This is a genomic window from Acidimicrobiales bacterium, from assembly GCA_035630295.1.
Classification (GTDB): domain Bacteria; phylum Actinomycetota; class Acidimicrobiia; order Acidimicrobiales; family Iamiaceae; genus Iamia.
This window is the reverse complement of sequence record DASQKY010000033.1, coordinates 1-17,438: the sequence shown is the minus strand read 5'-3', so window position 1 is coordinate 17,438 and position 17,438 is coordinate 1. Positions and strand designations below refer to the sequence as shown.

Sequence of the window (17,438 nt, the reverse complement as noted above, 5' to 3'; positions counted from 1 at the left end):
GGGCTCACCCCGCGGGCCTCGAGCCCCGGCGCCGATGTGACGGTCAGGTTACGACGACAGCCCTCGCAAGGGAAGTCGTCCCGGTCCCATCGGCCCCGGCACCCGGTCCTGGACCCGTTCTCACCCGTTCTCACCCTGATGGGTGGCCCGGGTAGGGTGCCCCGGTGCCCGCCTCGGCCCCGCCCCGGACCCCCGCGGAGCTCGACCGCGAGGTCGGGGCCCGCGTCCACGCCTCGGGCCAGCGCTACACGGCCAACCGCCAGGCGGTGGTGCGCATCCTGGCCGACGCCGACCGGCCCCTCACCACCGCCGAGGTGGTCTCCGCCGGCGACGGCCTGGCCCAGAGCTCGGTGTACCGCAACCTGAGCGTGCTGGAGGCGGCCGGCGTGGTCCTCCGCATCGCCGGGGGCGACGAGTTCACCCGCTTCGAGCTGGCCGAGGACCTGGCCGGCCACCACCACCACCTGATCTGCCTGCAGTGCGGGGCGGTGGCCGACTTCACCGTGCCCGCGGATGTCGAGACCGCCCTGGAGGCTGCCCTGGCCCGGGTGGCCCGGTCGCAGGGGTTCTCCGCCGAGCACCACCGGCTCGACCTGGTCGGCCGCTGCGCGGCCTGCGCGTGAGCGACCCCGACGGAACCGGCGTCGGCCGGGCGACGGGGCCGGTGGGGGGCCGTGAGCAGGCGCCGGCCGAGGCCGCCCGGCGCCGCACCTTCGCCATCATCAGCCACCCCGACGCCGGCAAGACCACCCTGACCGAGAAGTTCCTGCTCTACGGCGGTGCCCTCACCACCGCCGCCGGAGCGGTGAAGGCTCGGGAGGGGCGCCGGGCGGCCACCTCCGACTGGATGGAGATGGAGCGCCAGCGGGGCATCTCCATCACCAGCACGGTGCTCCAGTTCCCGTACCGCGACTGCGTCGTGAACCTGCTCGACACCCCCGGGCACCGCGACTTCTCCGAGGACACCTACCGGGTGCTGGCCGCGGCCGACGCCGCGGTGATGGTGCTCGACGCGGCCAAGGGCATCGAGCCCCAGACCCTGAAGCTGTTCGAGGTGTGTCGGGCCCGGGGCCTGCCCCTCCTCACCTTCGTCAACAAGTGGGACCGGCCCGGGCGCGACCCGCTGGAAGTCATCGACGAGGTCGAGGAGCGCATCGGCGTGGTCCCCACCCCGATCACCTGGCCGGTGGGCCTGGCCGGCGACTTCCGGGGTGTGGTCGACCGGCGCACCGGCGCCTACGTGCGCTTCACCCGGGTGGCCCGGGGAGCCACCGAGGCCCCCGAGGAGCTCCTCGACGCCGGGGCCGCCGCCGAGCTGGAGGGGGAGTCGTGGACCCGGGCCGCGGACGAGCTGTCGCTCCTCGACGAGGTGGGCGCCGAGCACGACGACGAGCTGTTCCGGGCCGGGGAGACCTCGCCCACGTTCTTCGGCTCGGCCCTCACCAACTTCGGGGTCCGGCTCCTGCTCGACGCCCTGGTCGACCTGGCCCCGCCCCCCAGCCCCCGGTCCGACGGGGCCGGCCGGGAGCGCCCCCTGGACGCCCCGTTCTCGGGCTTCGTGTTCAAGGTCCAGTCCAACATGGACCGGGCCCACCGGGACCGCATCGCCTACCTGCGGGTGTGCTCGGGACGCTTCGAGCGGGGGATGGTGGTCACCCACGCCCGCACCCACAAGCCGTTCGCCACCAAGTACGCCCACTCCGTCTTCGGCCAGGAGCGGGAGACCATCGAGGTGGCCTGGCCGGGGGACGTGGTGGGCCTGGTCAACGCCACCGACGTGCGGGTGGGCGACACCCTGTACCTGGGCGAGCAGGTCGCCTACCCCGAGATCCCCAGCTTCGCCCCCGAGCAGTTCGCGGTGGTGCGGGCCCGCGACACCGGCAAGGCCAAGCAGTTCCGGCGGGGCGTGGCCCAGCTCGACGAGGAGGGCGTGGTCCAGGTCCTGCGCGACCTCGACCTCGGCGACCAGGCCCCGGTGCTGGCCGCGGTGGGGCCCATGCAGTTCGAGGTGGCCGTCCACCGGTTGGAGAACGAGTTCGGGGCCCCCGTGCAGCTCAGCCCCACGTCCTACACGGTGGCCCGGGTCACCGACGTCGACAGCACGCCGGCCCTTCGGGGCATGCGGGGGGTCACCGTGCTGGAGCGGGCCGACGGCACCCGCCTGGCCCTGTTCGAGAGCCGGTTCTGGCTCGACCGGGTGGCCGCCGACCAGCCGGAGCTGCGGCTCGAGCCCCTGGTCGGCAACGAGCTGGGCGGCTGAGCCCGCTACGGGGCCGGGGTCGTGTCGGCCTCGTCGCCGGCCAGGCCCAGCCGGGGCTCCAGGGCGTCGAGGCGGGCCGCCACCTTCTCCAGGGCGGTGGCGACCCGGTCGACCGAGTCGCGCAGGTCCTCGGTGGTGACCACGTCGGCCAGGGCGATGCGCACCGACGCCAGCTCCCGGGCCAGGTACTCGGTGTCGGCCTGGGTGCGCTGGTACAGGCCCCGGTCGCGCTCGGCCTGGCGGCGGTCCCGGTCGTCCTGGCGGTTCTGGGCCAGCAGGATCAGCGGGGCGGCGTAGGCGGCCTGGGTCGAGAAGGCCAGGTTGAGCAAGGTGAAGGGGTACGGGTCCCAGCGGTAGCGGACCATGGCCACGTTGAGCCCGATCCAGATGGCCACCAGGACGGTCTGGCCCATGAGGAAGCTGCCGGTGCCCAGGAAGCGGGCGATGGCCTCCGAGAACCGGCCGAAGGCCTCAGGGTCGTAGAAGCTCGACCAGGCCAGGCGGCGACGGGGGCGGGACAGGTCGGTGCGCCGGCCGGCCATCAGCCGCCCCCGGCCAGGTGGGACCGCGACCGCCGGCGCCGGCGCCAGTCGCGGGGCAGGACGTGGTCGAGCACGTCGTCGACGGTGACCGCCCCGACCAGCCGGTGGGCCGAGTCGCACACCGGCACGGCCAGGGCGTCGTAGGCGGCCAGGCGCTCGGCCACGTCGCGCAGGGGCATCTCGGGGGGGACGGGCTCGGGGTCCCGGTAGGCGCAGTCGGCCAGGGCCGTGCCGGGGGGCTCGCGGAGCAGGCGCTGGAACGGGATGCTGCCGATGAAGCGGCCGGTGGGCGTGGACGTGGGGGGCTGGACCACGAAGACCTGGGCCGCCAGCTCCATGGGCAGGTCCGGCTGGCGCACGGTGGCCAGGGCCTCGGCCACCGTGGTGGAGCCCTGGAGGATCACCGGCTCGGGGGTCATGAGCCCGCCCGCGGTGTCCTCGTCGTAGGCCAGGAGGCGGCGCAGGGGCGTCGACTCCTGCGGCTCCATGGCGGCCAGGAGGCGCTGGCGCTCGGCCTCGGACATCTCGCCCAGCAGGTCGGCGGCGTCGTCGGGCTCCATCTCCTCCAGCACGTGGGCCGCCCGCTCCAGGTCCAGGCCCTGGATGAGGCGGATCTGCTCGTCCTCGGGCAGCTCCTCCAGCAGGTCGGCCAGGCGGTCGTCCTCCATGAGCTCGGCCAGGCGCCGGCGCTTGGCGTGGGGCAGGCCCCGGATGCGTTCGGCCACGTCGCTCTGGTGCATGTTGCGCAGCTCGGCCACCTCGGCGTACTCGGGGCCGGCGTCGAAGCGGACGGCCACGTCGCTCCACTCCACCACCCGGGTGCGGCCGCGGCGGCGGAGGGGACCCCGGCCGCCCAGGGCCACGGCCACCACGAACCAGAAGCCGGTGCGGGGCGACTCCTCGATGGCGGTGTCGACGATGTAGTCGTCGCCCACCCGGGTGCCCTGGATCTCGCCGATGAGCAACGTCTCCCCGGCCCGCTGGCGGAAGGGGCGCACGTCGATGGTGCCGGAGCGGAGGCGCACGCCGGTGGGGTCGATGGCCCCCAGGCGGGCCTCGTTCACGAAGATGCGGCGCCGCTCGACCGTGGCCACCAGGCCCAGCACCCGGGCCGGCTCGGCGCCGGAGGGCACGGCCACCACGTCGTCGACCCGGCCGATGGCGTGGCCGTCGGCGTCGAGCAGCGGGAGCCGCGCCAGGCGGGAGACGAAGATCGGACCGGGCACGCGGGCACGCTATCGCCCTGTCCCCCGGCCCTTCAGCGCCGTTGCCCGGGGCCGCTCGGGCCCGGGCCGCAGGTCAGGACCGGTCGTTGCGGTCGCGGGGCCGGGTGGCGTCCTGGCCCGAGGTGTCGGGCTCCTGGTTGAACCCGCCCTCGCTCTCGGCGCTGGTGTCGAAGCCGCCGTGGGCGATGTTGCGGGCCAGCAGGTCCTCGTAGGCGTCGGGGGCCAGCGGCGGCGAGAACCAGTAGCCCTGGCCCAGGTCGCAGCCGATGGCCTTGAGGGCGGCCAGCTGGTGGGGGTTCTCGATCCCCTCGGCCACGGTGTGGACGCCCAGGCGGCCGCCCAGGGCCACGATGGCCTCCAGCACCGGGGTGGGCTCACTGCCGGTGATGCCCCCCACGAAGCTGCGGTCCACCTTGAGGATGTCCACCGGCAGGTCGTCGACGTAGCGCAGGGACGAGTAGCCCACCCCGAAGTCGTCGAGGGCGATCTGCACGCCCAGCTCCTTCAGGGCCGTGAGCCGGCTCCGGTCGGTCTCCATGTGGTCGATGATCACCGTCTCGGTGATCTCCAGGGTCAGGGTCTTGGGGTCGAGTCCGAACTGGTCGACGGTGTCGCGCACGGCATCGACGATGGAGGCCTGCTCCAGCTGGCGCACCGACAGGTTCACGCTCATCGACAGGGCGGCCCCCGGGGGCAGGGTGAGCTGCCAGGTGCGGAGCTGCTGGCAGGCCTCCTCCAGCACCCACTGGCCGAGCTGGACGATGAGGCCGGTCTCCTCGGCGATGGCGATGAAGGCGTCGGGGGAGAGGCGGCCCCGCCGGGGGTGGTCCCAGCGCACCAGGGCCTCGGCGCCGGTGATGCGGCCCGTCTCCAGCGACACGACCGGTTGGTACACCAGGGCCAGCTGGCCCGAGGTGATGGCTCGGGCCAGGTCGGCCTTGAGCTCCAGGCGCTCGAAGGCGGTGACGTGCATCGCCTCCTCGAACAGCTCGACGCGGTCCTTGCCCCGCTCCTTGGCCAGGTACATGGCCATGTCGGCGTTGCGCAGCACGACCTCGGCGGTGATGCCGTCGCCCCCGATGGCGGCGATGCCGATGGAGGCCGTGACCACGATCTCCCACCCGTTGATGTCGAAGGGCACCCGCAGCTCGTGCAGCAGGCGTAGGGCCACGCCCACCGGGCCCAGGTCGTCCGCGGTGGGCCGGACCAGCACGGCGAACTCGTCACCGCCCAGGCGGGCCGGCGTGGCCTCGGGCGGCAGGTTGGCGCTGAGCCGGCCGGCCACGGCGATGAGGAGCTCGTCGCCCACCGCGTGCCCGAGGCTGTCGTTCACGGTCTTGAAGTCGTCGAGGTCGACGAACAGGACGCAGGCCGCGCTGGCGCCCTCGGCCGCGGCGTGCTCGACCATCTCGGTGAAGCGGGTGCGGTTGGCCAGGCCGGTGAGGGCGTCGTGGTGGGCCTGGTGGCGCAGGCTCGACTCCAGCTGCTTGCGCACGGTCACGTCTCGGGCGTTGAGCACGATGCCGTGCACGGCGGGCTCGTGGCGCAGGTCGCTGACGGTGACGTCGAGGGTGCGGATGCTGCCGTCGAGGGCGATGGCCCGCAGCTCGATGCTGTTGGGGTTGGAGCGCTCGGCCACGTCGCGCAGGGCGGAGAGGAGGAGGTCCTGGGCCAAGTGGCGCTGGTCGGTGGCGATGATGCTGGTCGCCGGCGTGTCGAGCAGCTGCTCGGCCCGGTAGCCGAGCAGGGGCGTGACCGCCGGCGACACGTAGGTGAACCGGCCCCAGTCGTCGATGACGGCCACCACGTCGCTCACGTTCTGGACCAGGGCCCGGAAGCGGGCCTCGCTGCGGAACAGGCGGAGCTCGGCGTCCTTGCGGTCGCTGACCTCGCGGCAGTTGAGCACGAAGCCGGCGATCTCGGGCTCGTCGCGCAGGTCGCGGGCGGCCACCTCGAACCAGCGGGGGGTGCCGTCCACGTGGCGGAGGCGGACCTCCACGGGGTGGGTGAAGCTGGTGGCGTCGGCCCGTTCGAGCAGCCCGGAGAGCAGGGCGACGTCATCGGCGAAGGGCAGCTGGGTGGGCGAGGTGCCCATCAGTGTCGCCTCGTCCCGGCCCAACAGGCGCCGGGCGGCGGGGCTGACGAAGGAGAGGAGGCCGTCGGCGTCGATGACCATCACCAGGTCGGAGGAGTTCTCGACCAGGGCCCGGAAGCGGCGCTCGGAGCGGGTGCGCTGGAGGGCCTCGGACAGTTCGGCCGTCTCCAGGGCCAGGGCCACGTTGGTGGCCAGGGCGCCGAGGGCCCGCTTCTGGGCCGCCGGCAGGCCGCCGGGGGCGTGGACCTGGACCGAGGGCCGGCCGGCGCCGAGGGGGATGGCCACGTCGCCCTCGGACACCTGCTCGACCACGGCGATGTCGACGTCGCTGACCCGGCCGATGAGGAGGCGGGCGGCGTCGAAGGCGGCGGCTTCCAGGGCCGGCCGGTCGGCGGCCTGCAGGAGGCGCTCGGACGCCTGCCGGAGGGCCTGTTCGAGGCGGGCCTGCTCGCTCCCGGCCCGGATCAGCAGCGTGAGGCGGACGAGGACCAGGCCGGACAGGACCAGCGAGCCGATGGAGACGACCACCAGGTCCACGGCGTCGCCCTCGGTGGCCAGGACGACGAGGGTGAGGGGGGCCACCACCAGGGCGATGGCCAGCATCACGAAGCGGCCCATGCCGACCCGGGTGGTGGGGCGCAGGTCGCGCTCGACCAGGCGGGGCATGCTCGGGTGGAGCACCGCGGCCCCGAAGAACGTGTAGACGATGGGCGAGAGGGCCGGGGGGATGTCGGGCGAGATCGACACGGCCACATCGGCGGTGACGAAGGCGGCGATGGCCACGGCCAGCAGGTACCACGACGGGGCCCGGGCGCCGGGCCCGATGGCCAGGCGCACCGTCACCGCGATGATCACCGCGCTCAGCACCCCGAAGGTCAGGTTGGTGGCGATGGCGGCCCCGGACTGGCCGGGCTGGCGCAGGGCGGGGCCGAGGGCCACGACCCACACCACCAGGCTGATCGACACCGACACGATGGTCCCGTCGACCAGGCCCTCGCTGTCGGACTGGGCCGTCCGGGCCCGGCGCAGGCCCTCGATGCCGATGATGAGGGCGACGTAGCAGGCGGCGAAGAACACCTCGGACAGGCCGGGGAAGTCCGGGGGCCGCCCGGTCGCCACCTCCTGCACCGTGGGGGCGATCACGCCCAGCAGGCCGATGGGCCCGCTGGCCAGGATGACGGCCAGGGGGCGGATGGTCTCGCGCTGGTGCTTGGTGACGAAGAGGATGCAGCTGGTCAGGGCGAAGGCGCCGGTGACCACGGCCACGATCGGCCGGTAGTCGGTGAACACGGTGCCCAGCGCAGCCAGCGACACGCCGACGGCGATGATGGCCATCCAGTGGCGGGGCGGACGCGGAGCGTCGTCGGCCCGCGCTTCCTCGCTCGTGTCGCGCACTCCCACGCTGGTCACTCTGTCATGATCGGCCGGCGCGACCGGGGATTGCAGGCATTCTCGCCGACTCTCTGCGCGGCGAGACACCGCCCGCCGTCAGCCGTCGCGCAGATCGATCACCTCGGGCCGCCACGGCTCGCTCTGGAAGCAGGCCACAGCCAGGGCGCAGACCGGGTCGGTCTCGCACACCACCCCGGTCATGGCGATCTGCGGGGGCTCCCAGTCCCGGGGCGGCCGCCCGTCGGAGATGGCCTGGAGCGAGGTCAGGAGGTCGGCCTCGACCTGGTGCTCGGAGTGGCCGTGGTGCTCGACGAAGAGGCCGGCCCCGGACTCGGGGTCCTGCCGCCAGCCCACGCCGGCCCAGGCCTCCTCGTGGGGCCGCTCCACCCGCTCCTCGGCCATGACCACGTAGAGGCGATCGCCCCAGCCTCCCGGGCAGGTCTGGGCCTCCGGGGTGCGCTCGACCGTGGCCCCGGGGGGGATGATCGAGCTGAGGAGCAGCAGGTTCCGGTCGGCGACCCCGGCGGCCTGCAGGGCGGCGTCGAAGGCGGCCAGGTGGGTCGGGCCCGACCCGGTGCCGAGGCGGACGGTGATGTGGAGCCCCGGCGTGGTCGCCTTCTGATCCAGGCGGGGTGCGGTTTCTTGGACGATGTTGCTCATCGGCGGCGCGACCTCCCGTCGCGGGGGTGGGTTCGGTTCGGCCCGCGGTTCCGGGAGGGAGGCGGGTCGGGGGTGGTGTGACGCAGGGCCCGAGAGGGCCGGGGGACGGTGGGGGAAGGAGATCGTCGGCCGGGGCTCACCACCAGGGGGGTGGCTCGGGGGACCAGCGGGAGGCGGCCATGGCCGGGCTGAGGGCCTCGATCACGGCGACGTTGCCCTCGGTCACCGGGAGGCACACCGGGGTGTAGTGGTCGTCGAACTCGCCGGGGTGGACGCCGGGCGTGCGGAGGCCCTCGACACCGGCGATGGGCTCGTCCTGGAGGCCGACCCGAGCGAAGCTGGAGCGGGCGGCGTCGTTGAGGTGGGCGAAGACGGCACCGGAGCCGATGCGGCGCATGAGGTCGAACACCGAGAGGTAGGACATGTCGGCCGAGGGGATGTCCGCCTCCCGCTCGCCCACCCGCACGTTGGTCTCCACGCTCACCACCCGGTCCAGGGCGATGCCCCGGGCGCCGTAGTGGTCGAGGAGCTGCTGGTGGGTGAGGCCCTGGCCGGAGCGGGCCAGGTCGTCGAGGATCAGGGGCATGGCCACGCCGGGGGCGATGGCCGGGACCGAGAGGCGCATCAGGTGCCGGACCAGCCCCCCGAAGGCCATGCCCATGAGGATCGAGCTGGCGTCGCCGGCGAAGAGCTGGGGCGCTTCGGGGAAGGCCTCGGCCTCGGCCTCGGCGAGCTGGCGACCCAGGTCGGTGTCGGGGGCGGACCAGCACGCCATGGGGGAGGTGGTCACCTCCACCGGGAAGGCGGCTGGGATGGCTGTGGGGGCGTGGATGCTGGAGCTCATCAGATGTGTCCCGGGAGGAGGCCGTGGAGCAGGGCGAACTCGATGGCGTAGGCGACGGAGGTGGCCACCGCGAGGCGCCGCACGAAGCCGGTGCCGTAGCCGGCCCGGTGGAGCAGGAGCACCGGCAGGACGCCGCCGATCACCAACGAGAGGCCGAAGGCCGACGCCACGCCGGTCACCCGGGCCCGCATGTCCTGCTCGCGGGCTGCGATCTGCCGCGACCGGCGCTGGAGGTCCAGCCGGGACAGCATGAAGGTGGCCAGGCGCCCGGGCCGGTCGGAGGTGCCTCGGTGGACGAGGGCGATCTGGGCCGGGACGTAGACGGCCAGGGCGACGAGGAAGCCGGCCGACGGGCTGCCCACCCGGGACACCACCCAGAAGACCGGGCCGAAGGTGAGGTCGTCGAGCAGGACGAGGGTGAGCACGGTGGCGGCCCACCACAGCACGGTGTGGACCTGTCGCGGGCCCGCGGCCACGGGCCCCGCCAGGACCGCTGGGCTCGTCTCAGGTCTGCTCACCACAGGCCCCCATCCCGGCTCTCGCCTCGCGCCTCGGGCGGCGCGTGGGATCAACCGTACCCCCCGTGACGGCTCGCAAGCACCCAAAGCGACGGCCTCACCACTGCGGGGGGTGCCCAGGACTCGCGCTGCGGCGTGCGCCCCCCACGGGGCGCGTTCTTCGGTGCTCATCGCGGTGGTTGCGCTCGACCGGGGAGGGCCAGCTCGTGGGCGGGCGCCGGGGCCGCGAACAGGTTGCCCTGGGCGTGGGTGCACCCCAACTGGGCCAGGGCCTCCATCTGGGCCTGCTCCTCGATGCCCTCGGCGATGACCTCCAGCCCCAGGGCTCGGCCCACCGCCACCACGGCCTCGACCACGGCCCGGCCCCCGGGCTCGCGGAGGCGACGCCCGATCGACGGGTCGATCTTCAGGAAGCTCATGGGCAGCGACCGCAGGTGGGCCAGCGACGTGGTGCCGGTGCCGAAGTCGTCGATGCCGAGCTGCACGCCCAGGGCGGCCAGGGTGCGCAGCCGCTCCAGGGCCCGGCCGTCGGCCAGCAGCAGCTCGGGCTCGGGCACCTCGATGTGGAGGCGGGTGGGGTCGACGCCGGTGCGGGTCAGGATGCCGCTCACCCGCTCCAGCAGGGAGTCGGTCTGCAGCTCGGCGCCGGTGAGGTTGATCCACACGCCCAGGGGGCCGATGCCGGCCTCGTCCCACCCGGCCATCTGCTCGACCATGGAGTCGAGGACCCAGCCGGCCAGGTCGACGAGCAGCTCGGCATCGGTGATGCCGTCCAGCAGGCGGTCCGGGGGCCGGGTGCCGGTGACCGGGTCGTTCACTCGGAGCAGGGCCTCGGTGCCCACCGCCCGGCCGGTGCGCAGGTCGACGATGGGCTGGTGGTGGAGCAGCAGGCTGTCGGTGTCGAGGGCCAGGCGCAGGGCCTCGGCCACCGGTGCGGGGCGGGCCTCGGCCGCGGCCCCCATGGTGACCTCGTGGCGGTCGCGCCCGCTGCTCTTGGCTCGGTACATGGACAGGTCGGCGTCGCGCAGGAGGGCGTCCGCGGTGTCGTGGTCGGCCCCGGCGATGACCACGCCCACGCTGGCGGTGACGGTGAGCAGGTGGTCGGCCACGGTGAAGGGCTCGGCGATGGCCGTGCGGACCTTGCCGGCCAGGACGTCGGCCCCGGCCTGGTCGGACACGCCGATGGCCAGGACCACGAACTCGTCGCCCCCCAGGCGGACCACGGTGTCCTCGGCCCGCACCGCGGCCCGGAGCCGGCGGGCGATCTCGATGAGCAGCTCGTCACCGGTCTCGTGCCCGTGGGTGTCGTTGGTCCACTTGAAGTGGTCCAGGTCGAGGAACATCAGGGCGAAGGGCGACTCGTCGCGGTGGGCGATGGCCCGCTCCAGCCGGTCTCGCAGCAGCAGCCGGTTGCCGAGGCCGGTCAGCGGGTCGTGCAAGGTCTGGTGGAGGAGCTTCTCCTCGGTGTCGTGCCGGGCGGTCACGTCGTGGACCTGGGCGATGGCGAACGGGCTGTGGTGGTCGGCGGCGGTCACGGCGGCCACGGCCAGCTCGACCACCCGGTCGTCGCCGTCGTGGCGGCGCAGGCGGCACTCCACCCGGGCCCGTCCGCCCAGCGAGATCTCGGCCAGCACCGCGGCGACCAGGTCGCGGTCGTCCTCGTGGGCCAGGTCGGCCAGGCGCACCGGCTCGGTGTCGAGGTCGCCCACGTCGAGCAGGGCCCGCAGCTCCGAGTTGGCCTCGCCGATGGTGCCGTCCAGCTCGATGACGGCCATGGCCGTGGGGGCGTGGAGGAAGGCCGAGCGGAGGGCTTCGACGGCGTCCCGGTCGAGGGCGTCGGCCCGGCGCCGGTTGGTGACGTCGTGGATCTCGACGTCGATCTCGGGGTCCCGGCCGGCCAGGGCCACGGCCTGCACCTGGAGCCGCACCCATCGGGCCGGGGGCTCGGGCGGTGGGGCGCTGGACGGCGACCCGGGCGGGCCGACGGGGGTGGGTGGCGTGGCCGGCGTCCCGGGGGCCGGCGCCGGGCCGGCGCTCCGGGCCCCGGGCGGGGTGATGTCGGTGGGGGGGGCGGCGGGCAGCGAGGCGACCAGGCGGACCTCGTGGTCCAGCTCGCTCAGGTCGCCCCGGAGGACGGCCCCCAGCAGGGCGGTGAGGGCGGGGCGCTCGTCGGCCGCCACCAGGTCGACCAGGCGGTGCCCGGCGACCCGGCCCTGGTCGACGCCCAGCATGCGGCCCAGCGCCGGGTTGGAGGCCACCACCGTGCCCTCCCGGTTCACGCGGGCTCGCCCCGAGGCCGCCTGCTGGAAGGCGCTGCTGGCCCGGTGGGCGGCGCGGGCCAGCTCGCCGGCCCGGGCGTGGAGCTCGGTGACCAGCAGGAGGCGGCCGTGGTCGGTGGGGGCGGGATCGGCGATGGAGGAGGGGTCGGCCCCGACGTCGAGGCCCCGGACGGTGATCCAGCGGGGCGGCCCGCCGTCGTGGGGGTCGAGGCGGACGCCGTCGGCCACGTCGGCCACCCGTCGGGCCACCTCCAGCACCCGGCCCCGGTCCTCGGGGGCGATGACCGCGGCGAGGCCCCGGGCGGCCAGGGTGCGGGCCGGGGCGCCGGCCAGCTCGGCCAGGGCCGGGCTGATCGACGAGGTGGTGCCGTCGGGGTCGATGACGCAGGCGGCCACACCGGCCAGCTCCACCCGCCGGCCGTCACCCAGCACCGCCACCAGGGGGTCGCCGGGGTGGGCGTCGGGCCGCTCGCCGGCCCCTCGCACCAGCACCTCGACGTGGGCGGGGTCGCCGTGCACGGTCAGGAGGGCGTGGCCACCGGCCGGGAGGGGCAGGGCGAGCTGGGCGTCGACGGGGCGCGAGAGGTCCCCGACCAGGGCCACCACCGGCGGCTGGGCCGCCGGGGGGAGGTGCTCGAGGCCGACGATGGGCGCCGGCCCGCCGGCCGTGGTGGCGGGGTCGCCCTCGGCCGGCTCGGTGGCCCGGGCCAGGGTCGGGGCCCGGCAAACGACCCAGCGGCCGTCCCAGAGCTCCGGCGTGTCACTCACCTCGCACCGTCTTCCCCAGACCCTCGCGCCCGGCCCGCGCGAGGCTACGGCGGGCCTGCGGCGAGGGGCGGGATGCTGCGGGCGAGTCGATCACGAGGACGGATCCGATGGCTGCGAGGAAGGACGGGGAACGGCCGGAGGAGGCTCCGGCGGGGCGTGGGGACCATTCAAGTCCCGATCACCCTCCGTGGTCAAATATCGCCTATCACCTCTCTCCGTGTTCAAGCTGGCGGCGAGCCCAGGACGCCGGGCGCGTGGTCCCGGAGGGCTTCGAGGCCGAGGGCTTCGTCCACCTGACCCTCGGCCTTGACCGGCTCCTGGTGCCCGCCAACCGCTACCACGCAGGGGATCCGCGCCCGTACGTGGCCCTGACGGTGGATCTCGGCGCCGTGGGCTGCGAGGTCCGCTTCGACGCCGACCCGCCCGTCTACCCCCACGCCTACGGCCCGTTGCCCCTCGACGCCATCCGCGAGGTCCGCTCCGCTCTCCGCGGCCCCGACGGCGCCTTCGTCGGTTGGGGACCGCCCGAGCGCCTCTGAGGTCGGGGTGCCCGTGGGGCACACTCGGGTGGTGGTGACGCCCAGGCTCCGACCGGAGGCCGTCGAGGTCCTGCTCTTCGACCTCGGGGGCGTGGTCATCGACATCGACTTCGGGCGGTGCACGGCCCGCTGGGCCCGCAGCGCCGGCCGCGAGGTCGAGGAGGTGGCCTCCCGGTTCACCTTCGACGCGGCGTACGAGGACCACGAGCGGGGCGTCCTGGACGTGGCCGGGTACTTCGCCGGCCTCCGGCGGGCCCTCGCCGTCGAGCTGGCCGACGAGGAGCTGCTGGCCGGCTGGAACGACATCTACCTCGGCGTGGCCGCCGGCATGGCCCCGCTGCTCGACCGGGCTCGGGCCCGGTTCCCGCTCTACGCGCTCACCAACAGCAACCCGAGCCACCAGGTGGTGTGGTCCGAGCGCTTCGCCGAGGTCCTGGGCGTCTTCACCTCGACGTTCGTCTCCTCCGAGATCGGGCACCGCAAGCCCGACCGGGCCGCGTTCGACACCGTCGCCACCGCCATCGGCGTGGCGCCCTCAGGGGTCCTCTTCTTCGACGACAGCCCGGAGAACGTCGTCGGCGCCCGGCAGGCCGGGATGCAGGCGGTGCACGTGACCTCCACCGAGTCCGTCCGCGCCGTCCTGGCCCACCTCGGCGTCTGAGCCGGGCCTTCCGCCGGGCCCGCCCCTCGAAGCCGCCCGTACGCGACCGACCGCCGGCCCGACCAGTGGTCGGGAGCGCCCGCTCTCGGGATCCGCCCCTACCGCAGGCCCGGGGCGTGCGACTCCTTGCGCCAGCGCCGGATCGGGCCGCGGCGACCGCCAGTCGGCACGCCGGGCACCGGTAGGATCGGGCCTCGGGGTCCTCACCCAGGTACGGCACGTACCCTCGGGGGCGTAGCTCAGTTGGCTAGAGCACCTGCTTTGCAAGCAGGGGGTCGTGGGTTCGAGTCCCATCGTCTCCACCACATTCCCCCTGGTCAGGGCGCTCCGCCTCGGGCGGGTCACCCGTGGGAGTGCTCGCCGTGCCCTCCACGTGCCCGTACGGATCGGACACCGGTGTGAGGACCCGGTTCATGGTGGACACCGTGGCCCCGGTAGCTGGGTGACGGTTTTCGGACGCGGCCTCGGTTCCTGTGCGACACCGGACCCGGTTCCTGTGCGACACCGGTGAGGGTCCCCCTGCTGCTGTGGCCACCTCCTTCGCTGTGGTTGTCGTGTGATCACAGATGCGTGGGAGGCCGGTCGTGTTGGTGGAGTTGGGCCTGGTGGAGCAACGGTTGGCAGCGGTGTTGGAGGTGCTCATGACGGAGCGACGGTCACTGATGTGGCCCGCCGCTATGGGTTCGCCGTCCGAGCGTTCACGGTGGTTGAAGGCGTACGCGGTTCATGGCCTCGGCGGGTTGGCGGATCGGTCATCGAGGCCGTCGTCGTGTCCGCATCAGATGGCCGCGGAGGTCGAGGCGCGGATCGTGGCGATGCGCCGGGAGCACCCTGGTTGGGGGCCGCGGACGATTCTGGTCTGGTTGGCGAGGGAGGGGGTGGAGCCGTTGCCGGGGCGGATCTCGGTGGAACGTTGTCTGGTCCCGTCATGGTCTGGCGGCGACGGTGAGGTCGTTCTCGTGGGCGCCAGCGGTTGAGGGCGATGAGTTCCCCACGACCTCAAGGATCGACATGAGGCGCGGCCTACTAGAGGCTCTCCTGGCAGCGGGCGACTAACTCGCGTAGTAAAGCTATTGGGCCACTGCTTTAGTTAGGATGCGGCGGAGGAAAGAGCACCTCAACAAGGAGACGCGGTGGAGCCAGAAGCGTTCAGCTCGCAGGAGCGCGGGGTGGTCCGCAAGGACTCGAGCGGTTTCTGGGCGTTCCATCCCGCGCCGCTGCCTCGGCGGTTGCAGCTTCCGCCCGAGATCGTGACCCTGCTCGACGAAGCCACCGGCGCCGTGCACCGCCTGGGCGGCGTCGGTCGCCTCATCCCCAACGCCCATCTGCTCATCGGGCCGCACCTCCGCTTGGAAGCGGTGCTCAGCTCGCGCATCGAAGGCACGAAGACCGACGTTGGCCAGCTCCTCCGCTTCGAGGCCGGCCAGGCGCCTGCGGCCGACGAGGCCGACGACGCCCAAGAGGTCCAGAACTACATCGTGGCCATGGGGCACGGGCTGCAGCGGGTGGGCGAGGGGTTCCCCGTCTCGGTCCGACTCCTTCGCGAGATGCACGAACACCTGCTGTCGGGGGTGCGCGGGCAGAACCGACTCCCTGGCGAGCTGCGCACCAGTCCCGTATGGATCGGCGGGAACACCCTCACTGATGCCGTGTTCGTCCCGCCGCCACCTGACCCCATGGGCATCGCCCTCGACGACCTTGAGCGGTTTCTCCACGAGCGGGACATGCCTCTGTTGCTCCAGCTCGCCCTTGCGCACTACCAGTTCGAGGTGATCCATCCCTTCCTGGACGGGAACGGGCGCATCGGGCGGCTCCTGATCCCTCTGATGCTGGTGCTGCGGGACGCCTTGCCTCAGCCTCTGCTCTACCTCTCGGCCTACTTCGAGCAGCACCGCAGCGAGTACTATGACCTGCTCCTCCGGACGAGCCAGACGGGCGACATCATCCCTTGGCTGCGCTTCTTCCTCCATGGCGTGCGACGCCAGGCTCGTGACGCCGAGGAGCGGACGGTTCGCCTCGTCGAGTTGCAGCACGATCTCCGCAACCAGCTCCTCGACGAGGGGCGGCCGAACACCGTCGTGCGCCTCGCGGAGCAGCTGTTCGCGGTACCGGTCGTCACCGCGGCTCGGGTCGAATCGTTGCTCGGTGTGACCCGGCCCACGGCTCACGCCGCGATCAACGCCCTCGTCGAGCGGGGTGACCTCGTGGAGACGACCGGTCGGGAGCGAGGACGCATCTACGAGGCCCCTCACATCTTCGAGGCCGTGTACGGCGAGGTCGAGGTTCCGGGCCATGCAGCCGACCAGATGTCGCTCGACCTCCACTACGAGAACTGAGCTAAGGAAAGCAAAGGGCAGTTTGCTTTCATAGCGGCCCTCACCAAGGTAAGGAGCCTTTCGTTGCTCGGTCCGCGGGGGTTGTCAGCATGCCCTGCGCGTGCCCGTACGGGACGGGAACGAGGGCTGATGGCGGGTGTTGGCGGACAGGCCATACCGCCGCTGACCTGGGGATCAGCGCTCCTCGGCTGGTGGGGGATCGGGCTCGTCGGAACTTGCAAGCAGGGGGGTCGTGGGTTCGGGTCCCATCGTCTCCACCGAGAGAACACGGGGGGCCGGCATCATCTGGGTTGGTGCAGGTGCTGGTTGAGTCGCGCTGCTTGGCGCGTCTGGTGGTCGCGCTCTGCGAGGTTGGGTGCGTTGCGGGCTGCGTCGGCGTAGAGACGGGCTGCGAGCTCGAGGTCGCCGTTCTTCTCGTGGAGGTGGGCGGCGACCGCGGCGCGCCGCGGGACGCTCTCGTCGACCGCGGCCAGGGCCGCCAGTCCTGCGGGCGCACCGTCGGCCTCGCCGACGGCGACCGCACGGTTGAGCCGGACGATCGGGGTGTCGGCGAACCGGAGCAGCTCGTCGTACCACTCCACGATCTGCACCCAGTCGGTCTCCTCGACCCGCGGCGCGTCCGCGTGCAGCGCGGCGATGGCCGCCTGGGCCTGGTACTCGCCGAGCCGGTCGCGCCCGAGCGCAGCGTGGATGATGACGGTCCCCTCGGCGATGAGCGCGGTGTCCCACCGGCTGCGGTCCTGGTCGGCGAGGGGCACGATGCTCCCGTCGGCCCGGGTGCGGCTGCTCCGGCGGGCGTGGTGGAGGAGCATCAGGGCGAGCAGGCCGTGGACCTCGGGGTCGTCCACCAGGGTGGCGAGCTGCCGGGTCAGCCGGATCGCCTCCGCCGCGAGGTCGACGTCACCGGTGTAGCCCTCGTTGAAGACGAGGTACAGCACCCGCATCACCGTGCCCACGTCGCCGGGACGATCGACGCCGGCCCGCGCCACCGTGCGCTTGGCCCGGCTGATGCGCTGCGCCATGGTGGCCTCCGGCACGAGGTAGGCCTGCGCGATCTGGCGCGTCGTGAGACCACCCACGGCGCGAAGAGTCAGCGCGACCGAGGACGACGACGTGAGGTCGGGGTGTGCGCACAGGAAGTAGAGGTGCAACGTGTCGTCGGCGCTCGGGATCGTGCCTGCCGGTGGTTCGGTGTCGAACCGGACCTCTCGGTCGCGGCGCGCGGCGTCCGAACGCGTCATGTCGACGAAGGCTCGCCATGCGACCGTGATGAGCCACCCCGCGCGGTCGGCCGGCAGCTCCTTCTCCCACGCGGAGA

At 73.4% G+C, this 17,438-nt stretch carries 13 protein-coding genes and 1 tRNA gene; 6 read left to right on the top strand and 8 right to left on the bottom strand.

Annotation, left to right across the window (positions count from 1 at the left end; translation table 11 throughout):
• Window positions 1–164 precede the first annotated feature (164 nt).
• Both VEW93_08745 and VEW93_08740 read left to right on the top strand, forming a co-directional pair.
• Entirely contained in the window at window positions 165–623 is a 459-nt protein-coding gene (locus VEW93_08745) for a Fur family transcriptional regulator (protein ID HYI61876.1), read from the top strand.
• Complete coding sequence (locus VEW93_08740) at window positions 620–2,260, top strand: peptide chain release factor 3 (GenBank protein HYI61875.1); 1,641 nt, start codon at window positions 620–622, stop codon at window positions 2,258–2,260. Before VEW93_08745 ends, VEW93_08740 begins: the two co-directional genes overlap by 4 nt.
• Before the next feature lie 5 nt (window positions 2,261–2,265).
• Here the strand turns inward: VEW93_08740 and VEW93_08735 are convergent, their stop codons facing one another.
• From VEW93_08735 to VEW93_08705, 7 genes are all read right to left on the bottom strand, one after another.
• On the bottom strand, window positions 2,266–2,802 hold the full coding sequence (locus VEW93_08735) for a DUF1003 domain-containing protein (protein HYI61874.1): 537 nt from the start codon (window positions 2,800–2,802) through the stop codon (window positions 2,266–2,268).
• Complete coding sequence (locus VEW93_08730) at window positions 2,802–4,028, bottom strand: CBS domain-containing protein (protein ID HYI61873.1); 1,227 nt, start codon at window positions 4,026–4,028, stop codon at window positions 2,802–2,804. The genes VEW93_08735 and VEW93_08730 overlap by 1 nt, the downstream gene beginning before the upstream one ends.
• Before the next feature lie 73 nt (window positions 4,029–4,101).
• On the bottom strand, window positions 4,102–7,533 hold the full coding sequence (locus VEW93_08725; GenBank protein ID HYI61872.1) for an EAL domain-containing protein: 3,432 nt from the start codon (window positions 7,531–7,533) through the stop codon (window positions 4,102–4,104).
• A 78-nt stretch (window positions 7,534–7,611) separates the two neighbouring features.
• Window positions 7,612–8,175, bottom strand: a complete 564-nt coding sequence (locus tag VEW93_08720; GenBank protein HYI61871.1) for a pyruvoyl-dependent arginine decarboxylase — start codon at window positions 8,173–8,175, stop codon at window positions 7,612–7,614.
• 136 nt (window positions 8,176–8,311) lie between these two features.
• Window positions 8,312–9,019 (bottom strand): hypothetical protein, encoded by a 708-nt coding sequence (locus VEW93_08715; GenBank protein ID HYI61870.1) that lies wholly within the window; start codon window positions 9,017–9,019, stop codon window positions 8,312–8,314.
• Window positions 9,019–9,495, bottom strand: a complete 477-nt coding sequence (locus VEW93_08710) for a hypothetical protein (GenBank protein HYI61869.1) — start codon at window positions 9,493–9,495, stop codon at window positions 9,019–9,021. Before VEW93_08710 ends, VEW93_08715 begins: the two co-directional genes overlap by 1 nt.
• 209 nt (window positions 9,496–9,704) lie before the next feature.
• A complete protein-coding gene (locus VEW93_08705) occupies window positions 9,705–12,584 on the bottom strand; it encodes an EAL domain-containing protein (GenBank protein ID HYI61868.1) in 2,880 nt (959 codons plus the stop codon).
• A 107-nt stretch (window positions 12,585–12,691) separates the two neighbouring features.
• Here VEW93_08705 and VEW93_08700 point away from each other — a divergent pair, with 107 nt between their 5' ends.
• The 4 genes from VEW93_08700 to VEW93_08685 all read left to right on the top strand — a co-directional run bounded on the left by VEW93_08700 (window position 12,692) and on the right by VEW93_08685 (window position 16,120).
• Window positions 12,692–13,123 (top strand): DUF952 domain-containing protein, encoded by a 432-nt coding sequence (locus tag VEW93_08700; protein HYI61867.1) that lies wholly within the window; start codon window positions 12,692–12,694, stop codon window positions 13,121–13,123.
• A 34-nt stretch (window positions 13,124–13,157) separates the two neighbouring features.
• Window positions 13,158–13,784, top strand: a complete 627-nt coding sequence (locus VEW93_08695) for an HAD family phosphatase (GenBank protein HYI61866.1) — start codon at window positions 13,158–13,160, stop codon at window positions 13,782–13,784.
• 228 nt (window positions 13,785–14,012) lie between these two features.
• Window positions 14,013–14,089, top strand: a tRNA-Ala gene (locus tag VEW93_08690).
• An 864-nt stretch (window positions 14,090–14,953) separates the two neighbouring features.
• Complete coding sequence (locus VEW93_08685) at window positions 14,954–16,120, top strand: Fic family protein (GenBank protein ID HYI61865.1); 1,167 nt, start codon at window positions 14,954–14,956, stop codon at window positions 16,118–16,120.
• 281 nt (window positions 16,121–16,401) lie between these two features.
• Here the strand turns inward: VEW93_08685 and VEW93_08680 are convergent.
• Window positions 16,402–17,438, bottom strand: a 1,037-nt coding sequence (locus tag VEW93_08680) for a DUF6596 domain-containing protein (protein HYI61864.1), incomplete at its 5' end; no start/stop codon positions are given.